The sequence below is a fragment of the Kitasatospora phosalacinea genome, from assembly GCF_030268885.1.
Lineage (GTDB): Bacteria > Actinomycetota > Actinomycetes > Streptomycetales > Streptomycetaceae > Kitasatospora > Kitasatospora phosalacinea_C.
The window spans coordinates 98,667-123,366 of record NZ_BSSA01000026.1 but is presented as its reverse complement, the minus strand read 5'-3'; the positions used below and the strand labels follow the sequence as shown (position 1 = coordinate 123,366).

The 24,700-nt window shown below is 72.7% G+C and carries 20 protein-coding genes and 1 riboswitch; of the genes, 8 read left to right on the top strand and 12 right to left on the bottom strand.

The genetic code is table 11. From position 1 onward, the window contains the following. Nucleotides 1–470 precede the first annotated feature (470 nt). The 3 genes from QSK52_RS29600 to QSK52_RS29590 are packed head-to-tail and all read right to left on the bottom strand — an operon-like array spanning nucleotide 471 to nucleotide 3,735. On the bottom strand, nucleotides 471–1,556 hold the full coding sequence (locus QSK52_RS29600) for a threonine aldolase family protein (RefSeq protein WP_285739277.1): 1,086 nt from the start codon (nucleotides 1,554–1,556) through the stop codon (nucleotides 471–473). Continuing rightward, entirely contained in the window at nucleotides 1,553–2,314 is a 762-nt protein-coding gene (locus QSK52_RS29595; protein WP_285739268.1) for an SDR family NAD(P)-dependent oxidoreductase, read from the bottom strand. Before QSK52_RS29595 ends, QSK52_RS29600 begins: the two co-directional genes overlap by 4 nt. Beyond that, nucleotides 2,311–3,735, bottom strand: a complete 1,425-nt coding sequence (locus QSK52_RS29590) for a DUF6421 family protein (RefSeq protein WP_285739267.1) — start codon at nucleotides 3,733–3,735, stop codon at nucleotides 2,311–2,313. The genes QSK52_RS29595 and QSK52_RS29590 overlap by 4 nt, the downstream gene beginning before the upstream one ends. 365 nt (nucleotides 3,736–4,100) lie before the next feature. Between QSK52_RS29590 and QSK52_RS29585 the strand changes: the two genes are divergently transcribed. Further along, nucleotides 4,101–4,637: a DUF5134 domain-containing protein gene (locus tag QSK52_RS29585; RefSeq protein ID WP_352230324.1), complete on the top strand. Its 537-nt coding sequence runs from the start codon at nucleotides 4,101–4,103 to the stop codon at nucleotides 4,635–4,637. A 188-nt stretch (nucleotides 4,638–4,825) separates the two neighbouring features. Continuing rightward, complete coding sequence (locus QSK52_RS29580; protein ID WP_285739266.1) at nucleotides 4,826–5,773, top strand: M56 family metallopeptidase; 948 nt, start codon at nucleotides 4,826–4,828, stop codon at nucleotides 5,771–5,773. 76 nt (nucleotides 5,774–5,849) lie between these two features. Here the strand turns inward: QSK52_RS29580 and QSK52_RS29575 are convergent, their stop codons facing one another. Next, the gene (locus QSK52_RS29575) at nucleotides 5,850–6,269 is read right to left on the bottom strand and encodes a MarR family winged helix-turn-helix transcriptional regulator (protein WP_285739265.1); all 420 of its coding nucleotides are present in this window, start codon (nucleotides 6,267–6,269) and stop codon (nucleotides 5,850–5,852) included. 88 nt (nucleotides 6,270–6,357) lie between these two features. Here QSK52_RS29575 and QSK52_RS29570 point away from each other — a divergent pair, with 88 nt between their 5' ends. Continuing rightward, entirely contained in the window at nucleotides 6,358–7,947 is a 1,590-nt protein-coding gene (locus QSK52_RS29570; RefSeq protein ID WP_285739264.1) for an MFS transporter, read from the top strand. A gap of 318 nt (nucleotides 7,948–8,265) precedes the next feature. Here QSK52_RS29570 and QSK52_RS29565 read toward each other — a convergent pair whose 3' ends face one another. Then, nucleotides 8,266–9,132 (bottom strand): helix-turn-helix domain-containing protein, encoded by an 867-nt coding sequence (locus QSK52_RS29565; RefSeq protein ID WP_285739263.1) that lies wholly within the window; start codon nucleotides 9,130–9,132, stop codon nucleotides 8,266–8,268. Nucleotides 9,133–9,544: 412 nt separating this feature from the next. On the opposite strand from QSK52_RS29565, the gene QSK52_RS29560 reads away from it, so the two are divergent. Next, a complete protein-coding gene (locus tag QSK52_RS29560; protein WP_285739262.1) occupies nucleotides 9,545–10,066 on the top strand; it encodes an ATP-binding protein in 522 nt (173 codons plus the stop codon). Nucleotides 10,067–10,220: 154 nt separating this feature from the next. Here QSK52_RS29560 and QSK52_RS29555 read toward each other — a convergent pair whose 3' ends face one another. Continuing rightward, nucleotides 10,221–10,463: a DUF397 domain-containing protein gene (locus QSK52_RS29555; RefSeq protein ID WP_285739261.1), complete on the bottom strand. Its 243-nt coding sequence runs from the start codon at nucleotides 10,461–10,463 to the stop codon at nucleotides 10,221–10,223. 348 nt (nucleotides 10,464–10,811) lie between these two features. On the opposite strand from QSK52_RS29555, the gene QSK52_RS29550 reads away from it, so the two are divergent. After that, complete coding sequence (locus tag QSK52_RS29550; protein WP_285739260.1) at nucleotides 10,812–11,711, top strand: sirohydrochlorin chelatase; 900 nt, start codon at nucleotides 10,812–10,814, stop codon at nucleotides 11,709–11,711. A gap of 155 nt (nucleotides 11,712–11,866) precedes the next feature. Here the strand turns inward: QSK52_RS29550 and QSK52_RS29545 are convergent, their stop codons facing one another. Next, complete coding sequence (locus QSK52_RS29545; protein ID WP_285739259.1) at nucleotides 11,867–14,002, bottom strand: hypothetical protein; 2,136 nt, start codon at nucleotides 14,000–14,002, stop codon at nucleotides 11,867–11,869. Nucleotides 14,003–14,448: 446 nt separating this feature from the next. Next, nucleotides 14,449–14,618: riboswitch (cyclic di-AMP (ydaO/yuaA leader) on the top strand. Nucleotides 14,619–14,623: 5 nt separating this feature from the next. On the opposite strand from QSK52_RS29545, the gene QSK52_RS29540 reads away from it, so the two are divergent. The 3 genes from QSK52_RS29540 to QSK52_RS29530 all read left to right on the top strand — a co-directional run bounded on the left by QSK52_RS29540 (nucleotide 14,624) and on the right by QSK52_RS29530 (nucleotide 18,432). Continuing rightward, nucleotides 14,624–15,916 (top strand): transglycosylase family protein, encoded by a 1,293-nt coding sequence (locus tag QSK52_RS29540; RefSeq protein ID WP_285739258.1) that lies wholly within the window; start codon nucleotides 14,624–14,626, stop codon nucleotides 15,914–15,916. Between the two features lie 107 nt (nucleotides 15,917–16,023). After that, nucleotides 16,024–16,224 (top strand): hypothetical protein, encoded by a 201-nt coding sequence (locus tag QSK52_RS29535; RefSeq protein ID WP_285739257.1) that lies wholly within the window; start codon nucleotides 16,024–16,026, stop codon nucleotides 16,222–16,224. 303 nt (nucleotides 16,225–16,527) lie between these two features. Next, nucleotides 16,528–18,432 carry an AMP-dependent synthetase/ligase gene (locus QSK52_RS29530; protein WP_285739256.1) on the top strand — a complete coding sequence of 635 codons (1,905 nt, stop codon included), beginning with the start codon at nucleotides 16,528–16,530 and terminating at the stop codon, nucleotides 18,430–18,432. A 69-nt stretch (nucleotides 18,433–18,501) separates the two neighbouring features. Here the strand turns inward: QSK52_RS29530 and QSK52_RS29525 are convergent, their stop codons facing one another. The 5 genes from QSK52_RS29525 to QSK52_RS29505 form a co-directional block, all read right to left on the bottom strand. After that, the gene (locus tag QSK52_RS29525) at nucleotides 18,502–19,527 is read right to left on the bottom strand and encodes a LacI family DNA-binding transcriptional regulator (protein ID WP_285739255.1); all 1,026 of its coding nucleotides are present in this window, start codon (nucleotides 19,525–19,527) and stop codon (nucleotides 18,502–18,504) included. A 25-nt stretch (nucleotides 19,528–19,552) separates the two neighbouring features. Then, a complete protein-coding gene (locus tag QSK52_RS29520) occupies nucleotides 19,553–21,271 on the bottom strand; it encodes a glycoside hydrolase family 13 protein (RefSeq protein WP_285739254.1) in 1,719 nt (572 codons plus the stop codon). A gap of 41 nt (nucleotides 21,272–21,312) precedes the next feature. Then, complete coding sequence (locus tag QSK52_RS29515) at nucleotides 21,313–22,212, bottom strand: sugar ABC transporter permease (protein ID WP_285739275.1); 900 nt, start codon at nucleotides 22,210–22,212, stop codon at nucleotides 21,313–21,315. Between the two features lie 50 nt (nucleotides 22,213–22,262). Beyond that, entirely contained in the window at nucleotides 22,263–23,213 is a 951-nt protein-coding gene (locus QSK52_RS29510) for a carbohydrate ABC transporter permease (RefSeq protein WP_285739253.1), read from the bottom strand. A gap of 130 nt (nucleotides 23,214–23,343) precedes the next feature. Further along, a complete protein-coding gene (locus QSK52_RS29505; RefSeq protein ID WP_285739252.1) occupies nucleotides 23,344–24,627 on the bottom strand; it encodes an extracellular solute-binding protein in 1,284 nt (427 codons plus the stop codon). Nucleotides 24,628–24,700: the final 73 nt, after the last annotated feature.

Genomic DNA, 24,700 nt, shown 5'->3' with positions numbered 1-24,700 from the left:
TCGCCGAGGCCGGGGATGTCAACATATCTGGCGTTGACTTTTGGCACGCTGTTGAGTTCTCAAGGAACGGACGCTTCCTTCGGACCGCATTCCTGCGGACCCTCCGGGCGCTTCGTTCTTCCGTGTTCCCAGCTTATCAGATCCGAGCTCGTGCTCTTTCCCGACTCGCTTTCGCCTTCCGCGCCCTGACGGCCCGTCCGACGTTTCAAACTCTAGCCGACCCCCGCTCCGGAAAGCGAATCGGCCGCAATCTCCGGAAAACCGCACACCGAAATACGAACGGGGACGCGAAAAGGACGCGACCCGTCACGGATCAGCTAGCTGGTTTTCCAAGGGATTGGCCGCCCCGGGACCGTCCACACAGATGCGTGTCCGGTGCTCCCTGCCGAGCGACCAGTCAACACTACGCCGACCGGCGGACGGATGCAAACGGCACCCGGCCGCCGGTCGGCGTCCAGAGCGAGGGACGGTCAGGCCTGGCGGGCCATCTCCTCCGCGATGGCGGCGGCGAAGGCGTCGATGTCCTGTTCGGTGGTGTCGAAGGCGGCCATCCAGCGGACCTCGCCGGTGTGCTCGTCCCAGAAGTAGAAGCGGTAACGCTTCTGCAGGCGTTCGCTGACCTCGCGCGGGAGGAGGGCGAAGACCGCGTTCGCCTGGACGGGACGGACGACGGTGACGCCGGGGATGTCACGGACGGCGGCTTCGAGGCGGCGGGCCATCGCGTTGGCGTGGCCGGCGTTGCGGAGCCAGAGGTCGCCGGTGAGGAGGGCTTCGAACTGGACGGAGACGAAGCGCATCTTCGAGGCGAGCTGCATCGACATCTTGCGCAGGTACTTGAGGTTGCGGACCTTCTCGGGGTCGAGGACGACCACGACCTCGCCGAGCAGCAGGCCGTTCTTGGTGCCGCCGAAGGAGAGGACGTCCACACCGGCGTCGGTGGTGAACTCGCGGAAGGGGACGCCGAGCGAGGCCGCCGCGTTGGCGAGCCGGGAGCCGTCCATGTGGACGAGCATGCCGCGTTCGTGGGCGTGCTCGCAGATCGCCCGGATCTCGTCGACCGTGTAGAGGGTGCCGAGTTCGGTGGACTGGGTGATCGAGACGGCGAGCGGCTGGGCCCGGTGCTCGTCGCCCCAGCCCCAGGCCTGCTGGTCGATCAGGGCGGGGGTGAGCTTGCCGTCGGGGGTGGGGACGGTGTGGATCTTGATCCCGGCGAGCTTCTCGGGGGCGCCGCACTCGTCGACGTTGATGTGGGCGCTCTCGGCGGCGATCACGGCGCCCCAGCGCGGGAGGAGCGCCTGGAGGGCGACGACGTTGGCGCCGGTGCCGTTGAAGACGGGGTACGCCTCGGCGCGGTCGCCGAAGTGGCGGCGGAAGACGGTCTGCAGGTGCTCGGTGTAGGCGTCCTCGCCGTAGGCGACCTGGTGGCCGTCGTTGGCGAGGGCGATGGCGGCGAGCACCTCGGGGTGGATGCCGGCGTAGTTGTCGCTGGCGAAGCCGCGGACGGCGGGGTCGTGGTGCCGCACGGCGTCGGTGGGGCCGGTGACGACGGGGTTCATCGGGCTGTCAGCCACAGGTGCTGTCCGTTCAGTTCTGCTGCGGGGCGGTCCCAGAGGGACGCCAGGGTGGCGGCCAGGTCGGCGGTGTCGGTGAAGCCGGCGAACTTGGCGTCGGGCTTCTCGGCCCGCATCTCGGGGCTGACCAGGGCCTTGATGACCAGGATGACGGCGGCCGCGGTGGGGTCGCCGTCGGGGGCGGTGGTCTCCTTGCGGAAGGAGTCGGCCATCGCGAGGGTCCACGCCTCGGTGGCGGCCTTGGCGGCGGCGTACGCGGCGCCGCCCGCGGTGGGCTTGTGCGCCGCGGCGGCGGAGACCATGGCGTAGCGCCCGGCGGGGCTGCGGAGCAGGGCGGGCTGGAAGGCCAGCGAGGTGTGCTGGAGGGTGCGGACGACGGTGTCGTGCAGGAAGTCCCAGTCGTCGATGCGGGTGTCGAAGAAGGTCTTGCTGCCGCGCCAGCCGCCGACCAGGTGGAACAGTCCGTCGACGTGGCCGTGCTCGGCCTCCAGGTGGTCGGCCCAGTCGTGGACCTCCTGCGGGTCGAGCAGGTCGATGACCTGGCCGTGGACGTCCGCGCCGGGGACCGCGGTGCGGACGGCGGTGAGGGCCGCGTCCAGGCGGTGCTGGTCGATGTCGGCGCCGATGACGGTGGCGCCGTCGTACGCGAGGCGGCGCAGGGTGGCCTGTCCGGCCGGGCCGCTGGCTCCGGCGACGGCGACGACCTGGCCGCGGAGGGGGCGGGTGTCGGTGGTGGCGCTCACGCGGCGACCTCCTGGGTGCTGGTGCCGGTGATGCCCTTGGTGCCCGCGATGACGCGGCCGAGCTTCTTGGACAGGGCCTCGTAGAACATGCTGAGCGGGAACTCGTCGGGGTGGACGGCGTCGCACAGCGCCTTGCGCAGCGCCTTGTCGTCGGCGAGGTCGAGCGGGAGCGCCTCGGGGCCCTTGGCCCAGGTGGAGGCGGGGTGCGGGGTGAGGTAGCGGGAGACCAGCTGGTAGGCGGCGATCCAGTGGGCGGTCTTGGGGCGGTCGATGCCCTCGCGGTAGAGGGTCTCGATCTCGGCGCAGAGCTGGTTGGTGACCTCCGCGACGCGCTCCCAGTCGATGGTGAGGCGGTTGTCGCGCCAGCGCAGGGCGTCGTGCTTGTGCAGGTAGGCGAAGAGGAGCTGGCCGCCGAGGCCGTCGTAGTTGCGGACCCGGTCGCCGGTGACCGGGAAGCGGAACAGCCGGTCGAAGAGGATGGCGTACTGGACGTCGCGGCCCTGCGGGTGGCCCTCGGCCTCCAGGCGGACCGACTCCTTGAAGGTGTTGAGGTCGCAGCGGAGCTCTTCGAGGCCGTACATCCAGAACGGGCTGCGCTGTTTGATCATGAAGGGGTCGAAGGGCAGGTCGCCGTGGCTGTGGGTGCGGTCGTGGACGAGGTCCCACAGGACGAAGGTCTGCTGGGTGCGGTCCTGGTCGCGGAGCAGGTCGGCGGCGTCGGCGGGGATGTCGAGTCCGAGCTGGCGGACGGCGCTGGTGGTGACGGCGCGGAAGCGGGCGGCCTCGCGGTCGCAGAAGATGCCGCCCCAGGTGAAACGTTCCGGCGCTTCGCGGACGGCCACGGTCTCGGGGAAGAGCACGGCGGAGTTGGTGTCGTACCCGGCGGTGAAGTCCTCGAAGGCGATGCCGAGGTAGCCGGGGTTGTCGAAGCGGGTGCGCTCCAGCTCGGCGATCCAGTCGGGCCAGACGACCTTGAGCAGGACGGCTTCCAGGTTGCGGTCCGGGTTGCCGTTCTGGGTGTACATCGGGAAGACGACCAGGTGGCCGGTGCCGTCGACGCGGTGCTCGTCCGGGCGGAAGGCCAGCAGCGAGTCGAGGAAGTCGGGCTCGCGGTAGCCGGTGTCGGCCCACTTGCGCAGGTCGGCGCGGACGGCGGCCAGGTAGTCGGCGTCGTGCGGGAAGAGCGGGGCCAGTTCGGCGACGGCCTGCTGCACGGCCTCGACCAGCGGGTCGACGGTGGAACGCGGCACAGCGGCGAGGTCGATCGAGCCGTCCTTGGACTGCAGCGGCCGGAGGGCCTCGACGGCGCCCTTGAGGTGCGTCCAGGCCGGGTGGTCGGCCGGGCTCGCGGCGGGGCCCGCGGCCGGATCCGTGGCGTGGGCGTCGCCCGCGATCGCGAGCGTCGGCGAAAGATTCTGCATCACAGGCTCACTTCGACAGGAGTTATTTCGACAGGACCACGTTAAATGCGAAAGGTTCTCCGGCTCAAGGCCAGTTTGACGGTAGTCGCTCCAGTTCGTAGTACCGCCGCCCCTCGCCCCCGCCGCGGTGGATGAAAACGGACGGGCCCACCGCTGACGGGGCCGGGAGGCCCGGTAGCCCCGACCATGCCCCGGGGCCCACCGGCCCGCCACCGGGGCGCCCACGGTGCGCGCCGGACCGGTCACGCCTCGGTGCGCCCCCGTTCGCGCCCTACTGCGCCCGGACGGGGTCGGTGATCGTGGAGGGGCTGCGGCATCCGGGCAGCTCCGGCGCGGGGGAGGAAGCGGTGCACGGTCCGGCGTTGGTGAACTGGCTGCTGGCGGCGCTGGCCGCGGGCAGCGGCGGCTACTGCGGCTGGCGGGTCCGCCGCGGGGGCCTCGACCCGGCCTGCAGCGGGCACCACCGGGCCCGCCGGGAGTCGGACGTGCTGGAGGCCGCGATGGGGCTGGGCATGGCCGGGATGGCGCTGCTGCCGGGGGTGTTCTGGGGGTGGCCGTACGCCCTGCTGGCGGCGGTGCTGCTGGTCGGCGCGCTGGCCGGGCGCGGGGCGGGGCTGCGGGCGCACCGGCTGCACCACGGGATCGGGGCGCTGGCGATGGCGTACATGGCCCTGGCGATGGCGGGCGGGGGCGGCGGCCCGGGCGGGCACGCCGGGCACCACGCCCAGCCGGGCGGGCTGCCGGTGCTGACCGGGGCGCTGCTGGTGTACTTCGGGGCGTACGCGCTGTGGGAGGGCAGCCGGGTGCTCGCGGTGGGCGGGGGCGCGGTGGCGGCGCCGCTGCCGCGGGCCTGCCGGGCGGCGATGGGGATCGGGATGTTCGCGATGCTGCTGTCGATGTGAACGCGGTCGGGCGCCCCCGCCGACGGACGGCGACGGGCGCCGACGGGAGCTGACGGGGCGTCGGGGGCGGCGCCCGGGCGTGGTCTTGGTCACTGGACCCGCCCCGGCGTTCCGCCCGGACGTGTGGCGGCATAGGTTGGGGGAGGCGCACCGCCGCGCCTCTCACCCCTCCCCCGGGGAGCCCTGCCATGACGGCACTGCTGAGCCTGCTGCTGCTCGGACTGCTGCTCGCCACCGTGGCGCCGAGCCGCCTGGCCCGGGCCCGCTGGCCGGAGCGCGAACCGGTGCTGGCCCTGCTGGTGTGGCAGATGCTGGTGGTCGCGGTGCTGCTGTGCTGCGTGCTGAGCCTGCTGCTGGCGAGCGCGGCCGCCCTGCCCGCCTGGCGGGACGTGGTCTTCGCGGACGCCCCGGCCAGGGTGGAGGAGGCGTACGGGCTGGCGGGCCGCGAGGGCTGGGGACGGCTGGCGGCGGCGGTGCTGGCGGCGGGCGGGGTGTGGACGGCGGTGTCGCTGGCCCGGGAGGTCCGCTCGGCGCGTGCGGAGCGCGGTCACCGGCACGCCCAACTGGTGCGTCGGGCGCCGGAGTTGCCGAGTTCGCTGCTGCCGCGTCGGCGCCGGGTGCGGGAGCCGCTGGTGGTGCTGGAGAACGTCCGGCCGCAGGCCTGGTCGCTGCCGGGGCCGCGGGCCCGGCTGGTGGTGACCACGGGGGCGCTGCAGCAGTTGTCGGACCGGGAGCTGGCGGCGGTGCTGAGCCACGAGCGCGGCCACGTCCGGGCCCGGCACCACTGGCTGGGGCAGTGCGCGCAGGCGCTGGCCACCGGCTTCCCGGGGGTGGGGGTGTTCTCCGCGTTCCGCGACCAGGTCGCGGTGCTGGTGGAGCTGGCGGCGGACGACCGGGCGGCGCGGCGGCACGGCCGGGTGACGACGGCGCTGGCGCTGGCCGAGCTGAACAGCGAGGTGTTCGCCTCCTGCCCGCCGGCCCAGCTGGCGCAGTCCCCCGCCCGGGTGGACCGGCTGCTACTGGGCGAGCCCCGGCTGCCCGTCCCGGCCCGGCTCGGCTGGACGCTGGCCGCCCTGGCCGCCCCGCTGGGCGCGGCCCTGCTGGCGGCGGCGCCGGGACTGTCCGCGCTGCTCTGAGCCCGGCCGGGCGGGGCGGTCGACGCCCGGTCGGCCCCTCCCCGCCCGTCTCGCCCCCCTCCTGTTCCTCCGCCCCTCAGACCTCGGGGCCGAGCGTCTCGGCGAGGATCCGGCGGTGCACGGGGCGGGCCTTGCGGTAGCGCTCGCGGCCCTCCTCGGTGAGCGCGATGTAGATGCCGCGCCGGTCGTCGACGCAGTGCGTGCGCCGGACCAGGCCGGCCTTCTCCATCCGGGCGACCAGCCGGGAGAACGCGCTCTGGCTGAGGTGGACCGTGTTGGCCAGGGCCTGGGCGCGCTCACCGCCGCCGGGCTTCTCCTGCTCGAACTCCTGCAACCGCTCCAGCAGTTCGAACTCGCTGACACCGAGCCCGAACGCCTCGCCCAGCTCGCGGTCGATGGCGCAGGCCGTGAGCGCGTGGCGGGCCAGCAGGGCGCGCCACTGCTCGCTGAGCGCCGTCTCCGCGGCGGGGTCGTGGTCTGGGTCGAAGTCGGTCACGCCGCCACCATAGCACATGCACGTGCATCTGTTGCATCCACATTAAATGCACTTGCATCCCATGCACATGCATGTAGCGTTCTGTGCCATGACCGACACGACCGTGCTCCACACGCCCGCGGCCGGCCCCTCCGCACCGACCGCGCCCGTCACCGACCGGCCCTCCCCCCGCGACCCCGCCCCCGCCCCCGCCGGGCCCGGGGCCGACACCCGCTGGAGCCCCCGCCTGTGGGGCGCCCTGGTGGTGCTGTGCGCCGCGATGTTCCTGGACGCGCTGGACGTCTCGATGGTCGGCGTCGCCCTGCCCTCCATCGGCGCCGACCTGCACCTGTCCGACTCCGCCCTGCAGTGGGTGGTGAGCGGCTACGTCCTCGGGTACGGCGGGCTGCTGCTGCTCGGCGGCCGGGCGGCCGACCTGCTGGGCCGCCGCCGGGTGTTCCTGGTCGCGCTGGCCGTGTTCGCCGGGGCCTCCCTGCTCGGCGGGCTGGTGGACAGCGGGCCGCTGCTGATCGGCGCCCGCTTCCTCAAGGGCGTCAGCGCGGCGTTCACCGCCCCGGCGGGCCTGTCCATCATCACGACGACGTTCCCGGAGGGCCCGGCCCGCAACCGGGCGCTGTCCATCTACACCACCTGCTCGGCGGCCGGTTTCTCGCTCGGCCTGGTGATCAGTGGCCTGCTGACGTCGGCGGGCTGGCGGCTGACGTTCCTGATGCCCGTCCCGGTCGCCCTGCTCGCCCTGTTCGCGGGCGTCAGGCTGCTCCCCCGCCGCGGCGACGAGCACCGCGCCTCCGGCGGGTACGACCTGGTGGGCGCGGTCACCGGCACCGCGGCGGTGCTGCTGCTGGTGTTCACGGTGACGGAGGCCCAGGGCGCGGGCTGGCTGTCGCCGCGCACCGTCGGCTCGCTGCTGCTGGTGGTGGCGCTGGCCGCGGCCTTCCTGCTGGTCGAGGCGCGCACCGCCCACCCGCTGGTCCGGCTGGGCATCTTCCGCAACCCGGGCGTCCGCCGGGCCAACCTCACGGCGCTGACGCTGATGGGCAGTTACGCGGGCTTCCAGTTCGTGGCCACGCTGTACCTGCAGCGGCTGCTGGGCTGGTCCGCGCTGGAGACGGCGCTCGGGCTGCTGCCCGGCGGCGCGGTGGTGGCGTTCTCGGCGGGCGCGGTCGGCCGGCTGCTGGACAGGTTCGGCTCGGCCCGGGTGCTGCCGGTCGGCGTGGCCTCCATGCTGCTCGGCTACGCGCTCTTCCTGCGGCTGGACGAGCACAGCGGCTTCGTCGGCCTGGTGCTGCCGAGCATGCTGCTGATCGGCGCGGGCTTCGCCCTGGCCTTCCCGGCGATCAACGTGGCGGCGACCTCCGGGGTGTCGGACGACGAGCAGGGCCTGGCCTCGGGCCTGGTGAACACCGGGCTCCAGGTCGGCGGCGCGATCGTGCTGGCCGCGACCACGGCGGTGCTCACCGCGGGCAGCGGCGGCGGCACCGACGCGCACGCCCAACTGGCGGGCTACCGGCCGGCGTTGCTGCTGGTGACGGGCGCCACCGCGCTCGGCCTGCTGATCGCGCTGGCGGGTGCGCTGCGCTCGGCCCGCACCACGACGGCCCGGCAGGGGGCAGCAGCGGCGCAGGAGGAAGCGACGACGTGGGCGAAGGAGGCGGAGGAGGTGCGGTCGGGGCACTGAGGAGAGCACGGGCGGTCGACCCCTCGCCGCCCGAAGCGCTCCGCCGGTGCGTCGGAACCCGGCTCCACCAAACCCCCGTGTTGGTGGAGCCGGTGCGCCGTCCGCACCGGGCCCGGACGGGGCGGTGCGGACTTCGGAGCAGACACCATGACAGTTCGCCGGGCCACGGTCAATCCATCGGACCGGGCCGGTACCGAACTGCCGCCCGCGTCAAGGAGGTCGGCGGAACGCCCCGCTCCACCCGCACGCCCCCCGGGCCCCGGCGCACGCCGGGGCCCACCGCTCCGGGGCCCGCCACCGTGCCTCCGGCTCCGGCCCCTACTGGCTCTTGAGGATCGAGTGCAGCAGGTCGAGGGTCTGCTGCGGGGTCAGGCTGTCCACGCACAGCCGCTCCATCACCTGCAGGTACTCGTCGACGTCGTCGCGCTTGTCCAGGTAGAGGGCGCTGGTGAGCTGCTCCACGTAGACCACGTCGGGCAGGTCCTGCTCGGGGAAGCGCAGCACCGAGAAGGCCCCGCTCTCCCCGGCGTGCGCGCCGAACCGGAACGGCATGACCTGGACGACCACGCTGGGGTAGTCGGCCAGTTCCACCAGGTGCTCCAGCTGGGCCCGCATCACCTCGGGGCCGCCGACCGGGCGGCGCAGCGCGGCCTCGTCGATGACGGCCCAGAGCTTGGGGCCGCGGCCCTCGGTGAGCAGCTTCTGCCGACGGGTGCGCAGGGCGACCCGGCGGTCGATCTCCTCCTCGTCGAGGGCGGGCCGGTTCTGCGCGAAGATCGCCCGGGCGTACTCCTCGCACTGGAGCAGGCCGGGGACGAACTGCACCTCGTAGGTGCGGATCAGGGCGGCGGCCTCCTCCAGGCCGATGTAGGTCTGGAACCAGTTGGGCAGCACGTCGTTGTAACTGTGCCACCAGCCGGACTTGTTGGCCTCGCGGACGAGCGCGAGCAGGGCCTCGCGGTCGGGGCCGGCGGAGAGCCCGTAGAGGCTGAGCAGGTCGGCGACGTCGCGCTCCTTGAAGGAGACCCGGCCGAGCTCCATCCGGCTGATCTTGGACTCGGAGGCGCGGATCGCGTACCCGGCGTCCTCACGGGTGATCGCGCAGCCCTCACGGAGTCGGCGGAGCTGCGAGCCGAGGAGGATGCGGCGCACCATCGAGCCCCCGCCGGGCTGAACTGTGGTCATCGGACCAAACCTCCACTTGGACGGACCAGTTGCACAGTCTGCCATCAGTTGGGCGCACTGAGTGTCGGTAGTGGTGCAGCGGGATACCGCTTCGGCCACTCCGGGGTCCATCTTGCACGTGCATCCGCAGCATGCATATGCCAATCGCACGACTGCACGTGAATCGACTCTTGCATCTGCCGTGAGCGCAGAGGACCATGGTGCACGTGCACTTGCACGCCCTGGCAATCCCGCGGGCTCCGCGTCGACCCCAAGCGCGAATCCGCACACCTCCCGGCAACGCCCGCGCGTCGCTGGGTACTTGTGTGTGCGGACGGGTCGGCCGGCGGCCCGGCGGCCGAGCGAGTCGGAGGTGACCGGCATGACCCCGGTGGGTCCCGCCGCGTCCGCCCCCTTATGGGAGGAGCTCTTCATGAGCACCGGTACGGTCCTGGCGACCGACCCTCATGTGGTCAGCTGCACCCTCGCTCCCCGCTTCGAAGCGGTGCGCACCGCGCGGGAGTTCACCCGGCGGACGCTGGACGACTGGGGCCTGGAGGAGATCTTCGACGACGTCGCCCTGGTGGCCTCAGAGCTGGTGACCAACGCGCTGCGGCACGCGCTCGGCCAGTGCGAGCCGTCCCGGGTCCCGGCGCAGAGCGGCCCGCAGGTCCCGGCCGACGCGCTGCCGATCCGGATCAGTCTGGTGCACCGCTCGCCGCAGGTGGTCTGCGCGGTCAGCGACCCGTCCAGCACCGGCCCGGTCGCCCGGGAGGCCGACTTCGTGGCCGAGTCCGGCCGCGGCCTGCACCTGGTCGACTCCTTCTCCCGCTCCTGGGGCTGGCACCCGCTGGCCGGCGCGGGCAAGGTGGTCTGGGCGCTGTTCGACGTGCGCACGGCCGTCCCGGGCACGGCGCAGCTGTCGAGCTCCGGCCGTCACCGCCGCTCCGCCTGACCCGGCCCGGCGCCCCGGAAGCACTACCGGGGTCAACTCCCGTCGACCCCGACCGTCTTGACCGGTCGCCGGCAGGGCGGCCGGCCGCCGACAGCACGAAGGCCGTCGCGGGGTGACCCCACGACGGCCCGGACGGACGGCAGTTGACGCGCCGTCAGGGATTGCCTCCCAGGTGGTCGAACTCCCCGTCCTTGACGCCGAGCAGCATCGCGGTGATCTCCGCCCGGGTGTAGACGAGCGCCGGACCGTCCGGGAAGCGCGAGTTGCGCATCGCCACGTCGCCGTTCGGCAGCGCGGCGAACTCCACGCAGTTGCCCTTCGAGTTGCTGTGACGGCTCTTCTGCCAGACCACCCCGTCCAGGTCAGTCGCCGCCATGCCGTTGTACGCCTCACGCATTGTCTTCTCCCCAGAGCCTGGCGAATGCCTCACTTGACGTGATGATAGCCCGCCTGCACGTGCATCAGCATGGGAAATTTCCCGTGCAGAGGAACGTGCCGATGCCGACACCAAGCCTTCACAGCAGCGTAATTGACGGGGCGTAAGCGGACACAGGCGGGCGAAACGCCAGCCACTCCATGACCGTCCGCACACAGCCGTCAGCGCTTTGTTGATCAACACCTCCTACCACGCGGCTCACAGGCAGTCACGACGCGCACTGTGATGACCGTCACTTCCCGGCGGAAAGCCGACCGCTGTCGGCATCCGGCTGCAACGCGCGCGGGGTGATGTCCTACGATCTGCCCCATGAGCACCGCAGCCATCCCGGGCGCGCCACTGCCCGTCCGTACGCCAGGCTCCCGTGCGCGGGGGCGCCACCGCCGTCCCGAGCGCCCCGAGATCATGGCCGGTTCGCCCGCCCTGGTGCTGGCGATCCCGGCTGTCGCCGGGCCGGAGAGCCGTCCGGTCGTCGAGGAGCTGCTGTCCATCGTTCGCACCGAGCAGTCGGGCATCGAGGTGACGGCGGCCTACCTGGGCGGTGAGGACGCGCCGACGGTGGCCGACCTGCTGGCGGCGGCGGCCGACGCGGGGCAGCCCGCGCCGGTGGTCCTCCCGCTGGTTCCCGGGCCGCACGACTTCCTGCCCGAGCTGCACAAGCTGGCCGCCGAGTCCGGCGCCCGGGTGCTGGACCCGCTGGGCCCGCACCCGCTGCTGGCCGAGGCCGTGCACGTGCGGCTGTCCGAGGCCGGGCTGGCCCGCGCCGACCGCGCCCGGCTGTTCGCCATCGCCACCGCCGCCGACGGCGTGGTGCTGACCACGGTCGGCGGCGAGGAGGCGGCCGCCTCGGCGGGCATCACCGGCGTCCTGCTGGCCTCCCGGCTGGCGGTCCCCGTGGTCCCGGCCGCGCTGGACGTGCCGGGCTCGGTCGCCGCGGCCGTGGCGCACCTGAAGGCCACCGGTTCCGAGCGCCCCGCGCTGGCCCCGCTGGTGATCGGCCCGGAGGCCGACCCCGAGCTGCTGGCCACCGCCGCCGAGGAGACCGGCTGCGCGAGCGCCGCCCCGATAGGCGCGTACCCGACGGTCGGCCAGCTGATCGCCTCCGCCTACCTGGCGGCGCTCCCCGAGCCCACCCAGGAGCAGCTGGAGGCCGCCGAGGCGGCCGCCGAGCAGCAGCGCACCACTCCGGGGGCGCACGCGGCGCGCTGACGCCGACCGAGGACCGCGACGGGCAGGAGCAGCGAATCGGCGCGCTCCCGCCCGTCGCGCTTTTCCCCGACGGCCCGACCCCCGATGGCCCGACCCACGGCGGCCCGCGCCGCGCCCACCGCCCCGGCCCTCAGCCCGCGGTGACGCCCCGGCCCTCAGCCCGCGGTGACCCGCCCCGTCCGCGGCCCGCTGTCGGTGAAGGCGAGCACGGGCAGCGCCACCGCCCGCGGCGGAACGGGCGCCTCGGCGGGGGCGGTGGCCGCGTTCCACGGCGTGCCGGCCAGGCCCTGGCCCCCGCCCTTGGTGAGCGAGACGGTCTGCGCCTGCCCGGCCGGGCGGAACAGGATCTGCTTCGGGGCGGGCGCCTCCGGGTCGAGCCACAGTTCGCTGCCCTTGGCGCCGCCGAACTCGCAGTCCAGCACGGCGATGTCGTCGGGCCGGCCGTCGTCGGTGGCCCGGAACGCGACCCCGGCCTTGCGGTAGCCGGTCAGTCGGCTGCGGCTGAGGGTGACGGGCTCTCCGGCGAGCTGGTGCTTGAGGGTGGCGACCGCGTAGTCGGACTGCCCGGCGGCGTCGATCAGCAGCCCGTCGAAGACGGTGCCCTTGTCGCGGCCGAGCGCGTGCACGGCGATGCCGCCCGCGGCGTTGCCGTACAGCACGGAGGCGGTGTAGTCGAAGTCGTTCAGGTAGGCGCCGTGCTCGATGCCCCAGCCGCCGTTGTGGTAGGCCGCGTACTGGGTGACGGTGTGGTGGTGCTCGGCGTTGAGCCAGACGAAGACGCCGTTCTCCAGGTTGTTGTGCGCCAGGCAGCGTTCGAAGGTCCAGACGCCCTCGCTGGTCTCCGGCCACTCGTAGCCGGAGGCGCCGGTGGCGCCCTGGACGCCGACGGCCACGCAGTCCCGGGCCGAGGAGCCCGTCCCGGCACCGAGGCTGAACCCGGTGAGCCGGTAGCCGCGCGGGTTGGGCTCGTAGACGGTGAGGGAGGCGACGCAGCCCTCGTAGGCGATGTCGTCGGAGGGGCCCTGCGGGGTGCGGGTGTCGATCGGGCCGTCCCACCAGTACGCGTCCTCCCAGGTGTGGTGGGAGATGCAGCCGCGGAAGGTGATGCCGTGGCTGGCGTGCGGCACGAAGGCGTGGCTGCCGGTGTCGCGGACGACCACGCCCTCGACCACGGTGCCGCGCGAGGCGTCCAGCAGCATGTGGAAGTGCAGCCCGTACCGGCCGAGCACCGGTTCGGTGACGGGCTTCCCGTTCCAGCTCTCCTTGCCGTCCGCCCGCGGTCCGAGCCAGCGCAGCGCGGCGTGCCGGACGTCGGCCGGGCGGCTGGAGGTGAGGTGGACGTGCGCCCGCCCGTTCTCGGTGCCCTCGACCCGGACGTTGCGGCTGAGGTTGAGCACCTCGGCGCCGAAGGCCGCCCCGCCGCCGACCGCGACCCGCGGGTGGGCGTGCTGCAGCGGGCCGGTCAGCGTGACGGTGGCGCCGTCCACCTGCTTGACGGTCACCAGGTCGTACGAGGTGGAGAAGCCGTCGGTGTCGGGCGGCGCGGTGGGGGTGACGGCCAGTTCGTCGCCGGGCTGCCAGCCCGCGGGGGCGGCGGCCAGCCTGATCGCGGTGTCGCCGGGCCCCAGGGCGGTGGCGGCGCGCACCCAGGCGGTGCGGGGGGCGCCGTCCAGGCGCAGGTAGCCCTGGCCGGTGACCCACAGGCCGGTGTCGGTGTCGACGACCGTCATGCCGCCCCCGGCGAAGCGGCGCTCGTCGACCTCCGGGAAGCGCAGGGTGTGGGTGTGCGCGCCGTCGGGGGCGAGCGCCAGGACGCCGCGCACCTCGACGTTCCCGGTGCTGGACAGGGTCAGCGACCGGTCTGCGGCGAACACCAGCGAGCCGTTCTTCTCCACCAGCAGCGAGCCGACCTGCGCGTCGGTGTCCAGCACCACCTTGTCGGTGATCCGCACCGCGCTGCCGGGGCCGGGCACCTTGCCGCCCCAGCCCTTGGCGTCCGACCACTTGCGGCCGCCCTGGTCGACCGGCGGGGGCGGCCCGGCGGGCTGCCGCGGGCTCCCGGAGGCGGACGGCGGGGCGCCGGTGCCGTGCTGGTGGCCCGCGGGGGTGCCGCCGCCCGGTGCGGGTCGGGCGGCGGGCTCGTCGGCCCCGGCCAGGGACTGCCGCAGGACCACTCCCCCGCCGAGCGCCGCCACCGTTCCGGCCGCCAGCCAGGTCAGCACCCTGCGCCGCCCGACCGGCGGTCGCCGGTGCCGCGTCGGCGGCTGTTCGCCCTCGCGCTGCTGTTCCACCTCGGCCGCCCTTCCGGGGCCCGGGGCCCCGAGTCGTCGGGGGCAGCATAGGCGGAAAGTCCACCGGAAAGCGGCATCTTCCCTTTCGCTTAAGCATCCTGACGTACCGTCAGTCACCTGTTCGACCACCATGACCGGACCGGACGAAACGGGAACAAGCCGCAAACCCCCCGCCCCGATCCGCCACATATGCCGAATATCGACCCACCGTTCCGCATAACACATCAAAAGGGGCGCAAGATCACCCATTGCCTGACGCGCGGCCAGACTCCGCCGCGGTCCGGGAAGTTCGCCGAATTTCCCTTGATCACCCATTCCGAACGGAGTGACGGCGATCACAGGCATTTGCGAATTCCGCTTGAGTCCGCTTAATCTCCTGCCCACGTTCGTGGACACACGGACCCAGCCCACCCGGAACGCCGAGTCCTGCCGCCGGGCGGGTCGGCTCATGCACAACGCACCACGGCAGGGGCGGGGGAACCAGGTAAGTCGCCCCGGGCGGCCGAGAGGCCGTACGGGGCTTGGGGTGAAGCCGGGCGCACCACGCGGTGCGCGCGGCCGGGCAACTCCAGCCCGAATCCGACAGCTCACCTCGCAGGCGTGGGAGAGGAACGCTTCTTCATGCTGCCCATCAGCGCCAAGCGAGCCCGCCGCCTGATCGCCACCACCGGCGTCGTCGGCATCGGTCTCACCATCCCCTGCCTGACCACCGGCACCGCCTCCGCCGCCACCGTCGCCACCTGGGACAAGGTCGCCCAGTGCGAGTCCAGCGGCAACTGGTCCATCAACACCGGCAACGGCTTCTACGGTGGCCTGCAGTTCACCTCCTCCACCTGGGCCGAGTTCGGCGGCACCGCGTACGCCCCGCGCGCCGACCTCGCCACCAAGGACCAGCAGATCGCCATCGCCGAGAAGGTGCTGGCCTCCCAGGGCCCCGGCGCCTGGCCCGTCTGCTCCGTCCAGGCCGGTCTGACCAAGGGCGGCGCCGCCCCCCAGGTCGACACCTCCACCTCCACCTCGGGCAGCGGCTCCACCCAGTCGCAGTCCCAGGCCCAGCCCCAGGCCCAGACCCAGCCCCGGACCCAGTCGCAGACCGGCAGCAGCAAGAGCTGGTCCCAGCACTCCTGGTCGCAGGACTCGTCGCAGGCCCGGACCCAGGCCCAGCCGCAGGCCGAGCAGAGCACCCAGCAGTCCGCTGGCACCTACACCGTCGTCGCGGGCGACTGGCTGTCCGCGATCGCGGACAGCCAGCACGTGGACGGCGGCTGGCAGAAGCTGTACGACCTGAACCGCTCGGTCCTCACCGAGGGCCCGGACATGATCTACCCGGGTCAGCAGCTCTCGCTGGGCGGCGGCAGCAGCACCGCGCAGCAGTCCGCCCCGGCCGCCAAGTCCTCGTCCTCCTCGTCCTCGTCCTCGTACAAGGGCTCGTCCTGGAAGAGCGGCCGCTCCGCCGCCAAGTCCTCGACCGGCACCGCGAGCACCGCGACCACCGGCACCGCGAAGGCCGCGACCACCACCACCGCCACCGCGACCGCCGCCACCAAGGCGACCGGTTCCAAGGCCGCGGCGATCGACTTCGCGCTGTCCAAGGTCGGCCAGGCGTACGTCTACGGCGGCACCGGCAACGGCGGCTGGGACTGCTCGGGCCTGACCCAGGCCGCCTTCCGCCAGGCCGGCATCAGCCTGCCGCGCGTCGCCGCCGACCAGGCGGACTACTCGACCCGCGTCTCGCTGGACAGCCTGCAGCCGGGCGACCTGCTGTTCTGGTCCAACAACGGCGCCAATTCGGGCGTCTACCACGTCGCGCTGTACGTGGGCGACGGCAAGTACGTCGAGGCCGCCAACCCGCGCTCCGGTGTCCGCACCGAGACCATCGCGAACTGGGCCCCCGACTTCGCGGGCCGCGTCTGATCGCGAGCACGACCGCCGCTGCCCCCGGGGACCCTGGTCGGCCCCGGGGGCAGCGGCCTATCCTCGGCCCGAGAAGGCTCGACGCTCGACGACCGGGGAGCAGCACCATGGCGAAGGTGACGATCACGCTGGACGCGGACCTGGCCCTGGAGGTGATGATGCGCCTCGGCGTCACCAGCCCCCAGGACGCGGTGGAACTGGTCGTCCGCGACTACCTCGCCACCGACCGCCGCACCGTCGCCCGCACCGGCGGCACCCGCGACGGCGAACGCTTCCTCCCCAAGCCCCCCACCGCCGAAGAGGGCTGACGCCCCACCAGGGAGCCCCACCAGGGAGCCCCGTCAGAGAGCCCCGCCAGGGGCTCGGGGAACGGCGGGTCCGAGCTGCTGCCGGCCGGAGCCCATCGGAGTGTCCGTGCTGCTTCGGGCGGTAGGAACGGAACCCGGAGCAACGGCGCGCATCGGCAGTGAACCGTGAGCAGCCACGGCCCCGCCGTTCCCCGGGCCCCTGATGTCCCACTTCCCGCCGCTGTCAAGCAACTTACCGTCTAGTAAGTTTACCGGCGAGTACCTACCCTGGGCGAACCCCCACCCCACCCAAGGGAGTTCGCCATGGCACACCCCCTCACCCGTGCCGCCCGCGCCCCCCGCCCGCCCGTCGAGGTGCTCCGCGTCGGCGGCCGGGTCGTCGAGGCCCGCTCCGCGCCCCTGGTGCCGCCGCCCGAGGAGGGCAGCCTGGGCGACCTCCCGTTCCGCAACGCGGAGGCCGCACCGGAGGCCGTGGTGCTGACGCGCCGCCAACCGGACGGCTCCTGGCGGGACGTGACGGCCCGGGAGTTCGCCGAGCAGGTCGCCGCGGTGGCCCGCGGCCTGGTCGCGGTCGGGGTCGGTCCCGGCGCGCGGATCGTGCTGATGTCGCGGACCAGGTACGAGTGGACGCTGCTGGACTTCGCCGCCTGGGCGGCCGGCGCGTGCGTGGTGCCGGTGTACCCGACCTCCTCGGTCGAGCAGGCCGAGTGGATCCTCCGGGACTCGGGGGCGGTGCTGGCGCTCGCGGAGGACGCCGGGACGGCCGAGGTGCTGACGGTGGCGGTCGCCCGCACCGGCGGGACGGTCCCGCTGTGGCGGCTGGACGAGGACGCCGTCGGCGAACTGACCGCCCTCGGCCGCCCCGTCCCGGCCGAGGAGTTGACCCGCCGCCGCCGGGCCCTGCGCCCGGCGGACGAGGCGACGCTGATCTACACCTCGGGCACCACCGGCCGCCCGAAGGGCTGCCTGCTCACCCACGCCAACTTCCTCACCGAGGCGGCGAACTGCCACGCCCTGCTGGAGCCGGTGTTCGAGGAGGCGACCGGCCGGGCGCCGTGCACCCTGCTGTTCCTGCCGCTGGCGCACGTGCTGGGCCGGATGATCCAGGTGACCTGCGTGTACGGGCGGATCCGGATCGGCCACAGCCCGTCCCTGAAACCGGCCGACCTGCGGCCGGACCTGGCCTCCTTCGGCGCGACCTTCCTGGTGGGCGTGCCCTACCTGTTCGAGAAGGTCCACCAGTTGGGCCGGGCCGAGGCGCAGGCGAAGGGCGCGCTGAAGGTGTTCGACCGGGCGGCCGCGGTGGCGGTGCGCCACGCCCGGGCCGAGTTGGAGGCGCTGGCGGGCGGCCGGCCGGTGCCGCTCGCGCTGCGGCTGGCGCACGGCCTGTACGACGCGCTGGTGTACCGGCGGGTGCGGGCGGCCATGGGCGGCCGGGTGCGGTACGCGATCAGCGGCGGCTCCTCGATCGACCCGGAGCTGCTGCTGTTCTTCGCGGGCGCGGGCGTGCTGGTGCACGAGGGCTACGGGCTGACCGAGAGCAGCGGCCCGTCCACGGTGAACCCGCCGCTGCGGCCGCGTCCGGGCACGGTGGGGCAGCCGGTGCCGGGCAGCGCGGTGCGGATCGCCGAGGACGGCGAGGTGCTGCTGTCCGGCAGTCAGCTCTTCGACGGTTACTACGAGTTGGGGGCACCGCGGCCGCGCAGGCCGCACTGGTTCGCCACCGGCGACCTGGGGCGGCTGGACGAGGACGGCTACCTGACCATCACCGGCCGCAAGAAGGAGGTCCTGGTGACCTCCGGCGGCAAGAACGTCTCCCCCGGCCCGCTGGAGGACCGGCTGCGCGGCCACCCGCTGATCAGCCAGGCCCTGGTGGTCGGCAACGGCCGCCCGTACGTGGGCGCGCTGCTCACCCTGGACGCCGAGGCGGTGGAGCGCTTCCTCGCCACGGACCCGCCCGCCGCACCCGCCCCGGACGGGGTGGAGGTCGCCGCTGCCGTCCCGGTGCACCCCGCGGTGCTGGCGGCGCTCGCCGAGGCGGTGCGGGGCGTCAACTCGACGGTCTCGCGCGCCGAGTCGATCCGCCGGGCCCGGGTGGTGGCGGGCGACTTCACCGAGGAGCGCGGCCTGCTGACCCCCTCGCTGAAGGTGCGCCGCCAGGCCGTCACCACCGCCTACCGCCGCGACGTCGAGCAGCTCTACGCGTGACGGAACGGCCCCCGGGAGGAACACCTCCCGGGGGCCGCCCCGCAGCCGTCGTACGGGCGGGCCCGCACCTCAGCCGTTGCGCGGGCCCGCTCCCGTGGAGCCGCGCATCACCAGTTCGGGCTGGAACATGAACTCCGAGCGCTGCGCCGGGTTGCCGCCGACCTCCTCCAGCAGGGCGTCGACGGCGGCGGTGGCCATCGCCTCGACCGGCTGGCGGACGGTGGTCAGCGGCGGTTCGGTGAACGCTATCAACGGCGAGTCGTCGAAGCCGACCACCGAGACGTCCTGCGGCACCGTCAGCCCGCGCTGGCGCACCGCCCGGATCGCGCCGAGCGCCATCATGTCGGAGCCGCAGACGATCGCCGTGCACCCCTTGTCGAGCAGCGCCTGGGCGGCGGCGTGCCCGCCCTCGACGCTGAACAGGGTGTGGTGGACGAGCTCCTCGGCCTGTTCGGCGGTGCGCCCGGTGAGCTGCCGCAGGGCCGCGGTGAAGCCCTCGATCTTGCGCAGCACCGGCACGTACCGCTTCTGGCCGACCGCGAGGCCGATCTTCTCGTGGCCGAGCTCGACCAGGTGCTGGACGGCCATCTGCATGGCCGCCCGGTCGTCCGGGGAGATGAACGGCGCGGCGATCTTCTCGCTGTAGCCGTTGATCAGCACGAACGGCACCTGCCGACCGCTGAGCTTGGCGTACCGGTCGTGGTCGGCGGTGGTGTCGGCGTGCAGTCCGGAGACGAACACGATGCCGGCCACGCCGCGTTCGACCAGCATCTCCACCAGTTCGTCCTCGGTGGAGCCGCCGGGGGTCTGGGTGCACAGCACCGGCGTGTAGCCGTGCCGGCTGAGCACCTGTTCGATGACCTGGGCCAGGGCGGGGAAGATCGGGTTGCTGAGCTCCGGGGTGATCAGGCCGATCAGCCCGGCGCTGCGCTGGCGCAGCCGGGTCGGCCGTTCGTAGCCGAGCACGTCGAGCGCGGCCAGTACGGTCTGCCTGGTCGTCGCGGAGACGCCCGCCTTGCCGTTGAGGACGCGGCTGACGGTGGCTTCGCTGACCCCCGCCTGCGCCGCGATGTCGGAGAGTCGCGCCGTAGTCACGATCCCAGAGCCTATTGCAACCACGTCAGACCGCCCACCATGCGGTGCTGTCGGCCGGGAGTTCGACGCCGTCCTCCGTCTCGACAGCCTCGGCGGAGGAGAGCAGCATACGGCCGGGGACGGGGATCCGAACAGGCTCGCCGGTGGTGTTCACCGTGCACACGAACGACCCTTCGGGCGCGTCGCGCCGGAAGACCAGCACGCCCGCGGGGGCGGGCAGCCACTCGACGTCGGTGCCGGCGCCGAGCGCGGGCTGCGCGCGGCGGACGGCGAGCGCGGAGCGGTAGAGCTCCAGCGTGGAGGTCGGGTCGCCGGTCTGGACCTCCACCGACAGCTGGGCCCACTCGGCGGGCTGCGGCAGCCAGCTGGGGCCGCCGACGTTCGGCCCGAAGCCGTACGGGGCCTCGGTGCCGGACCACGGGATCGGGACGCGGCAGCCGTCGCGGTAGCCGTCCTGGCCGGCCTGCCGGAAGAAGGACGGGTCCTGGCGGACCTCGTCGGGCAGGTCGGTGACGTCGGGCAGGCCGAGCTCCTCGCCCTGGTAGATGTACGCGGAGCCGGGCAGCGCGAGCATCAGCAGGGTGGCGGCGCGGGCCCGGCGCAGGCCGAGGGCGCGGTCGCCGGGGGTGCGGATCTGGGTGCCCAGGCCGGGCGGGTTGGCGAACCGGGTGGCGTGCCGGGTGACGTCGTGGTTGGAGAGCACCCAGGTGGTGGGGGCGTCCACCGGACGCATCGAGTCGAGCGAGACGTCGATCACCTCGCGCAGCGCGTCGGCGTCCCAACCGGTGCCCAGGTACTGGAAGTTGAACGCCTGGTGCAGCTCGTCGGGGCGGACGTAGTTCGCGGTCCGCTGGACGGTCGGGGTCCAGGCCTCGGCGACGCCGATCCGGGCGCCCGGGTACTCGTCGAGGATCTGCCGCCAGCTGCGGTAGATGGCGTGCACGCCGTCCTGGTCGAAGAACGGCATGACGTCGTTGCCGAGCAGCTTGAGCTGGTCGTGGCTGCCGAGGTCGGGCAGGCCGGGGGCCTTGACCAGGCCGTGGGCGACGTCGATCCGGAAGCCGTCGACGCCCATGTCGAGCCAGAACCGCAGGATGGAGCGGAACTCGTCGGCGACGGCCGGGTTGTCCCAGTTGAAGTCGGGCTGCTCGGGGGCGAACAGGTGCAGGTACCAGTCGCCGGGGGTGCCGTCCGGGTCGGTGGTGCGGGTCCAGGCCGGGCCGCCGAAGATGGACTCCCAGTCGTTGGGCGGCAGTTCGCCGTTCTCCCCCTTGCCGGGGCGGAAGTGGTAGCGCTCGCGCAGCGGGGAGCCGGGGCCCTCGCGCAGCGCGCGCTGGAACCACTCGTGCTGGTCGGAGGAGTGGTTGGGGACGAGGTCGACGATGATCCGCAGGCCCAGGTCGTGGGCGTCGCGGATCAGCGCGTCGGCGTCCAGCAGGGTGCCGAACATCGGGTCGACGGCCCGGTAGTCGGCCACGTCGTACCCGGCGTCGGCCTGCGGGGAGGCGTAGAACGGCGAGAGCCACACCGCGTCCACGCCCAGGTCGCGCAGGTAGGGCAGCCGGCTGCGGATGCCGGGCAGGTCGCCCATGCCGTCGCCGTTGCCGTCGGCGAAGCTGCGCGGGTACACCTGGTAGATGACCGCGTCCCGCCACCAGCCGCCTCTGGAGGCCCCGGTGTTCGCAGCAGTCCGAGCGGCGGGAACGGCGGCGGGCCGGGAGGCGTCGGCCAGGTTCTGGGTCATTGGACAGTCATCCCTTGAAGGCTGTGGAAGTGACGGGACGTTCAGGACTTCGCGGCGCCGGCCGTCAGACCGGTGACCAGGTGGCGCTGCACGAGGTAGAAGACGACCGCGGCGGGGAGCGCGATGAGCACCGAGGTGGCGGCCATCAGCTGCCACTGGTGGTCGTGCTCGCTGACGAACGAGGACAGGCCGACCGCCAGCGTGTACTTGTCGGACGAGAGCATGAAGGTCGAGGCGTAGGCGACCTCGCCCCAGGCGGTGAGGAAGGAGTAGAACGCGGCCACCGCCAGGCCCGGGCGGGCCAGCGGCAGGATCAGCCGCCAGAAGGTGCCGATCGGGGAGAGCCCGTCGACCCGGCCCGCCTCGTCGATCTCCATCGGGATGGTGTCGAAGTAGCCCTTGAGCAGCCAGGCGCAGTACGGCACGGTGGTGGACGAGTAGACCAGGATCAGGCCGGTGTAGCTGTCCAGCATCCCGAGGTTCGACAGGATGTAGTACATCGGGACGATCAGCACCGCGATCGGGAACATCTGGGTGACCAGCAGGGTCCACATCAGCTGGCGGTAACCGGGGAAGCGCATCCGGGAGACCGCGTAGCCGGTGGAGGCGGCGATCAGCACGCCGATCACGGTGGTGCCGCCGGCCACGATCGCCGAGTTGCCGAACCAGGTGAAGAACCCGGTGTCGTTCATGACCTTGGTGTAGTTGGCGAAGGTCATCTTGTCGAAGATCTTCGCCGGGTGCAGGTAGTCGTTGTCGTCCGGCCCGAGCGAGATGTACGCGATGTACAGCACCGGGAACAGCGCGACCAGGCTGGCGACGATCAGCGTGCCGTGCGAGAGCACGGTGGCCAGCGGCGAGGACTGCCCGCGGCGGCGGATCTTGGCGGGGCGCTCGGTGGTGGCCGCTCCGGCGGCGGGGCGGTCGGCGGTGAGTGTCATGGGGCTGCCTGCCTGGTCGGGTTCCTCGGTCTGGTGGGCGGTCTGGGTGCTCATCCGTTGGCCTTCTCGTTCCGGGCCAGCCAGCGGCGGTAGAAGGTGGTGAAGACGATCAGGATCGACAGCAGCAGGATTCCGTAGGTCGCGGACTGCGCGTAGTCGGAGGGCTGCTGGCCGAAGCCGAGGCGGTAGGCCCAGGTGACCAGGATCTGCGCGTCGGGGGCGCCGGAGCCGAACAGCAGGAAGATGACCGCGAACTGGTTGAAGGTCCAGATCACGCCGAGCAGCACGACGGTCGAGGAGACGGTGCGCAGGCCGGGCAGGGTGACGTGGCGGAAGCGCTGCCAGGGGCTGGCGCCGTCCATCTCGGCGGCCTCGTACAGCTCCTGCGGGATCGACTGGAGCCCGCCGAGCAGCGAGATCATCATGAACGGCACGCCGACCCAGGTGTTGACCAGGATCGCGGCGGCCTTCTGCGCCAGCGGGTCGGAGAGCCAGGCGGGTTCGGGCAGGTGCAGGAAGGAGAGCAGCCCGTTGACGGCGCCGCCGTCGGCGAGCATCAGCCGCCAGGAGAAGACGGTGACGAAGGTCGGCACCGCCCACGGCAGGATCAGCACCAGCCGGTACAGGCCGCGGCCGCGCATCTTGCGGTTGAGCAGCAGCGCCAGGCCCAGGCCGATGCCGTAGTGCAGGACCACGCAGATCGCGGTCCAGGCGACGGTCCAGATGAAGTGCGACCAGAAGCGGTCGTACGCGGTCGGCCCCCACAGCACGTCCGCGTAGTTGTCCAGCCCGATGAAGTCGAAGCTGTCGGGGATGTGGTTGACGCCGATCTGCCGACCGACGTTGAGGCTGGTGGCGTTGGTCAGGGTCAGGTAGATGCCGCGGACCAACGGGTAGCCGACCAGCACCCCGAGGACGATCACGACCGGCGCGATCATCGCGTACGCGTACCAGTACTTCGAGTACGACAGCCTGATGCGCTGTGCGACCGCAACTGCCATGGGTTGACACCTTCTCCGGGAGGTCCGCCGCCTGCCTCGGCGACTGCTGGGGGTCTGACGGGGGGCCTGCTGCGGGCCCCACGGGGTCCGCCCGGCCCACCGTCAGGTGTGGGCCGGGCGGCCGATCCGATTACTTGCTGAAGTCCGGGAGGAGCTTCGCGTAGTCGGTCGCGGTGGCGTCCAGACCGGCCTTGATGTCGGACTGGTCCTGGACGATCTTGCCGAGGTTGGTGCCGAAGGAGCCGAACAGCGAGGCGTACTCGGGCAGTTCGGGGCGCGGCTGGGCGGAGGTCAGGATCGCCTGGAAGTCGGCGATGCCCGGGTTGGCCTTGACCTCGGCGGTGTAGGCGTCGCTGCGGGTGGGCAGGGTGCCGTTCTTCAGCGCGAGGAAGGTCTGGCTCTCGGCGGAGGTCAGGAAGGCGGCGAGCTTCTCGGCGGCCTCCTTGTGGGCCTTGTCCGAGCCGGCGTAGACGGAGACGTTGTGGCCGCCGGTGGGGGCGCCGCCCTTGCCGGAGGAGCCGTTCGGGACGGCGGCGATGCCGAGGTTCTTCTTGTCGGCGAACGCGGCGCCCTTGTAGACGTTGGTGACCTCCCAGGGACCCTGGATGATCGCCGCGACCTTGCCGTTGTTGAAGGCGTCCATCATGTGCGCGTAGGCGTCGGTGGTGACGTCGGCCTTCGCGGTGCCGGGCGAGGTGAACATCGACTTGTAGGTCTCGACGGCCTTGACGGCCTCGGCCGAGTTGATGGTGATCTTCTTGCCCGCGGCGTCCACCATGTTGGTGCCCTCGCCGTACAGGAACGGCATCGCGTAGTAGCCGTCACCGGCCTTCAGCCAAAAGCCGTCGACGCCGGCCTTCTCCTTCAGCTGCGCGGCGTCGGCCTTGAGCTCGTCCCAGGTGGTGGGGGCGGCGGTGATGCCGGCCTTGGCGAAGAGCTCCTTGTTGTACATCAGGGCGAGGGTGTCGGTGACCAGCGGGACGCCGTAGGTCTTGCCCGAGTACTTGGCCTGCTGGATCAGCGAGGGCTGGAAGACGGAGGCGTCGGTCAGCGCGGGGGTGCCGTCCAGCGGCTCCAGGTAGCCGGCCTTGGCGAAGGCGGAGGTCCAGCCGACCTCGGCGCGGAAGACGTCCGGCGCGCCCTTGGCGCCCATCGCGGTCTGCAGCTTGTTCTGCGCCGTGTCGAACGGCACGTTGACGAAGTTGACCTTGACGTTCGGGTTCGCGGCCTCGAACTTCTTGACCAGCTCCTGGTAGTTCGGGGCCTCGTTGGTCGCGTTCGAGGTGTCCCAGTAGGTGATGGTGACCGGTCCGCCGTCGCCCTTGGCGTCCGAGCCGGAGCCGCTGCTGCTGCAAGCCGCCATGGAGACCGCCAGAGCCGCAACGAGAGCGGAGGCCGCGATGCCACGCCGCATGGAAACTCCTAGAAAGGTGGGGGTGCCCGAGATGGAGGAGGACGGCGCATAATGGCTGTCCGAAGCCGACTGC

Excerpts from the sequence above, each read along its gene's own strand:
- QSK52_RS29590 (WP_285739267.1), bottom strand. The coding sequence starts at position 3,735 with ATGCAGAATCTTTCGCCGACGCTCGCGATCGCGGGCGACGCCCACGCC.
- QSK52_RS29570 (WP_285739264.1), top strand. The coding sequence starts at position 6,358 with ATGACCGACACGACCGTGCTCCACACGCCCGCGGCCGGCCCCTCCGCA.
- QSK52_RS29505 (WP_285739252.1), bottom strand. The coding sequence starts at position 24,627 with ATGCGGCGTGGCATCGCGGCCTCCGCTCTCGTTGCGGCTCTGGCGGTC.
- QSK52_RS29510 (WP_285739253.1), bottom strand. The coding sequence starts at position 23,213 with ATGGCAGTTGCGGTCGCACAGCGCATCAGGCTGTCGTACTCGAAGTAC.
- QSK52_RS29565 (WP_285739263.1), bottom strand. The coding sequence starts at position 9,132 with ATGACCACAGTTCAGCCCGGCGGGGGCTCGATGGTGCGCCGCATCCTC.
- QSK52_RS29550 (WP_285739260.1), top strand. The coding sequence starts at position 10,812 with ATGAGCACCGCAGCCATCCCGGGCGCGCCACTGCCCGTCCGTACGCCA.
- QSK52_RS29560 (WP_285739262.1), top strand. The coding sequence starts at position 9,545 with ATGAGCACCGGTACGGTCCTGGCGACCGACCCTCATGTGGTCAGCTGC.
- QSK52_RS29530 (WP_285739256.1), top strand. The coding sequence starts at position 16,528 with ATGGCACACCCCCTCACCCGTGCCGCCCGCGCCCCCCGCCCGCCCGTC.
- QSK52_RS29555 (WP_285739261.1), bottom strand. The coding sequence starts at position 10,463 with ATGCGTGAGGCGTACAACGGCATGGCGGCGACTGACCTGGACGGGGTG.
- QSK52_RS29535 (WP_285739257.1), top strand. The coding sequence starts at position 16,024 with ATGGCGAAGGTGACGATCACGCTGGACGCGGACCTGGCCCTGGAGGTG.
- QSK52_RS29520 (WP_285739254.1), bottom strand. The coding sequence starts at position 21,271 with ATGACCCAGAACCTGGCCGACGCCTCCCGGCCCGCCGCCGTTCCCGCC.
- QSK52_RS29600 (WP_285739277.1), bottom strand. The coding sequence starts at position 1,556 with ATGAACCCCGTCGTCACCGGCCCCACCGACGCCGTGCGGCACCACGAC.
- QSK52_RS29540 (WP_285739258.1), top strand. The coding sequence starts at position 14,624 with ATGCTGCCCATCAGCGCCAAGCGAGCCCGCCGCCTGATCGCCACCACC.
- QSK52_RS29515 (WP_285739275.1), bottom strand. The coding sequence starts at position 22,212 with ATGACACTCACCGCCGACCGCCCCGCCGCCGGAGCGGCCACCACCGAG.
- QSK52_RS29580 (WP_285739266.1), top strand. The coding sequence starts at position 4,826 with ATGACGGCACTGCTGAGCCTGCTGCTGCTCGGACTGCTGCTCGCCACC.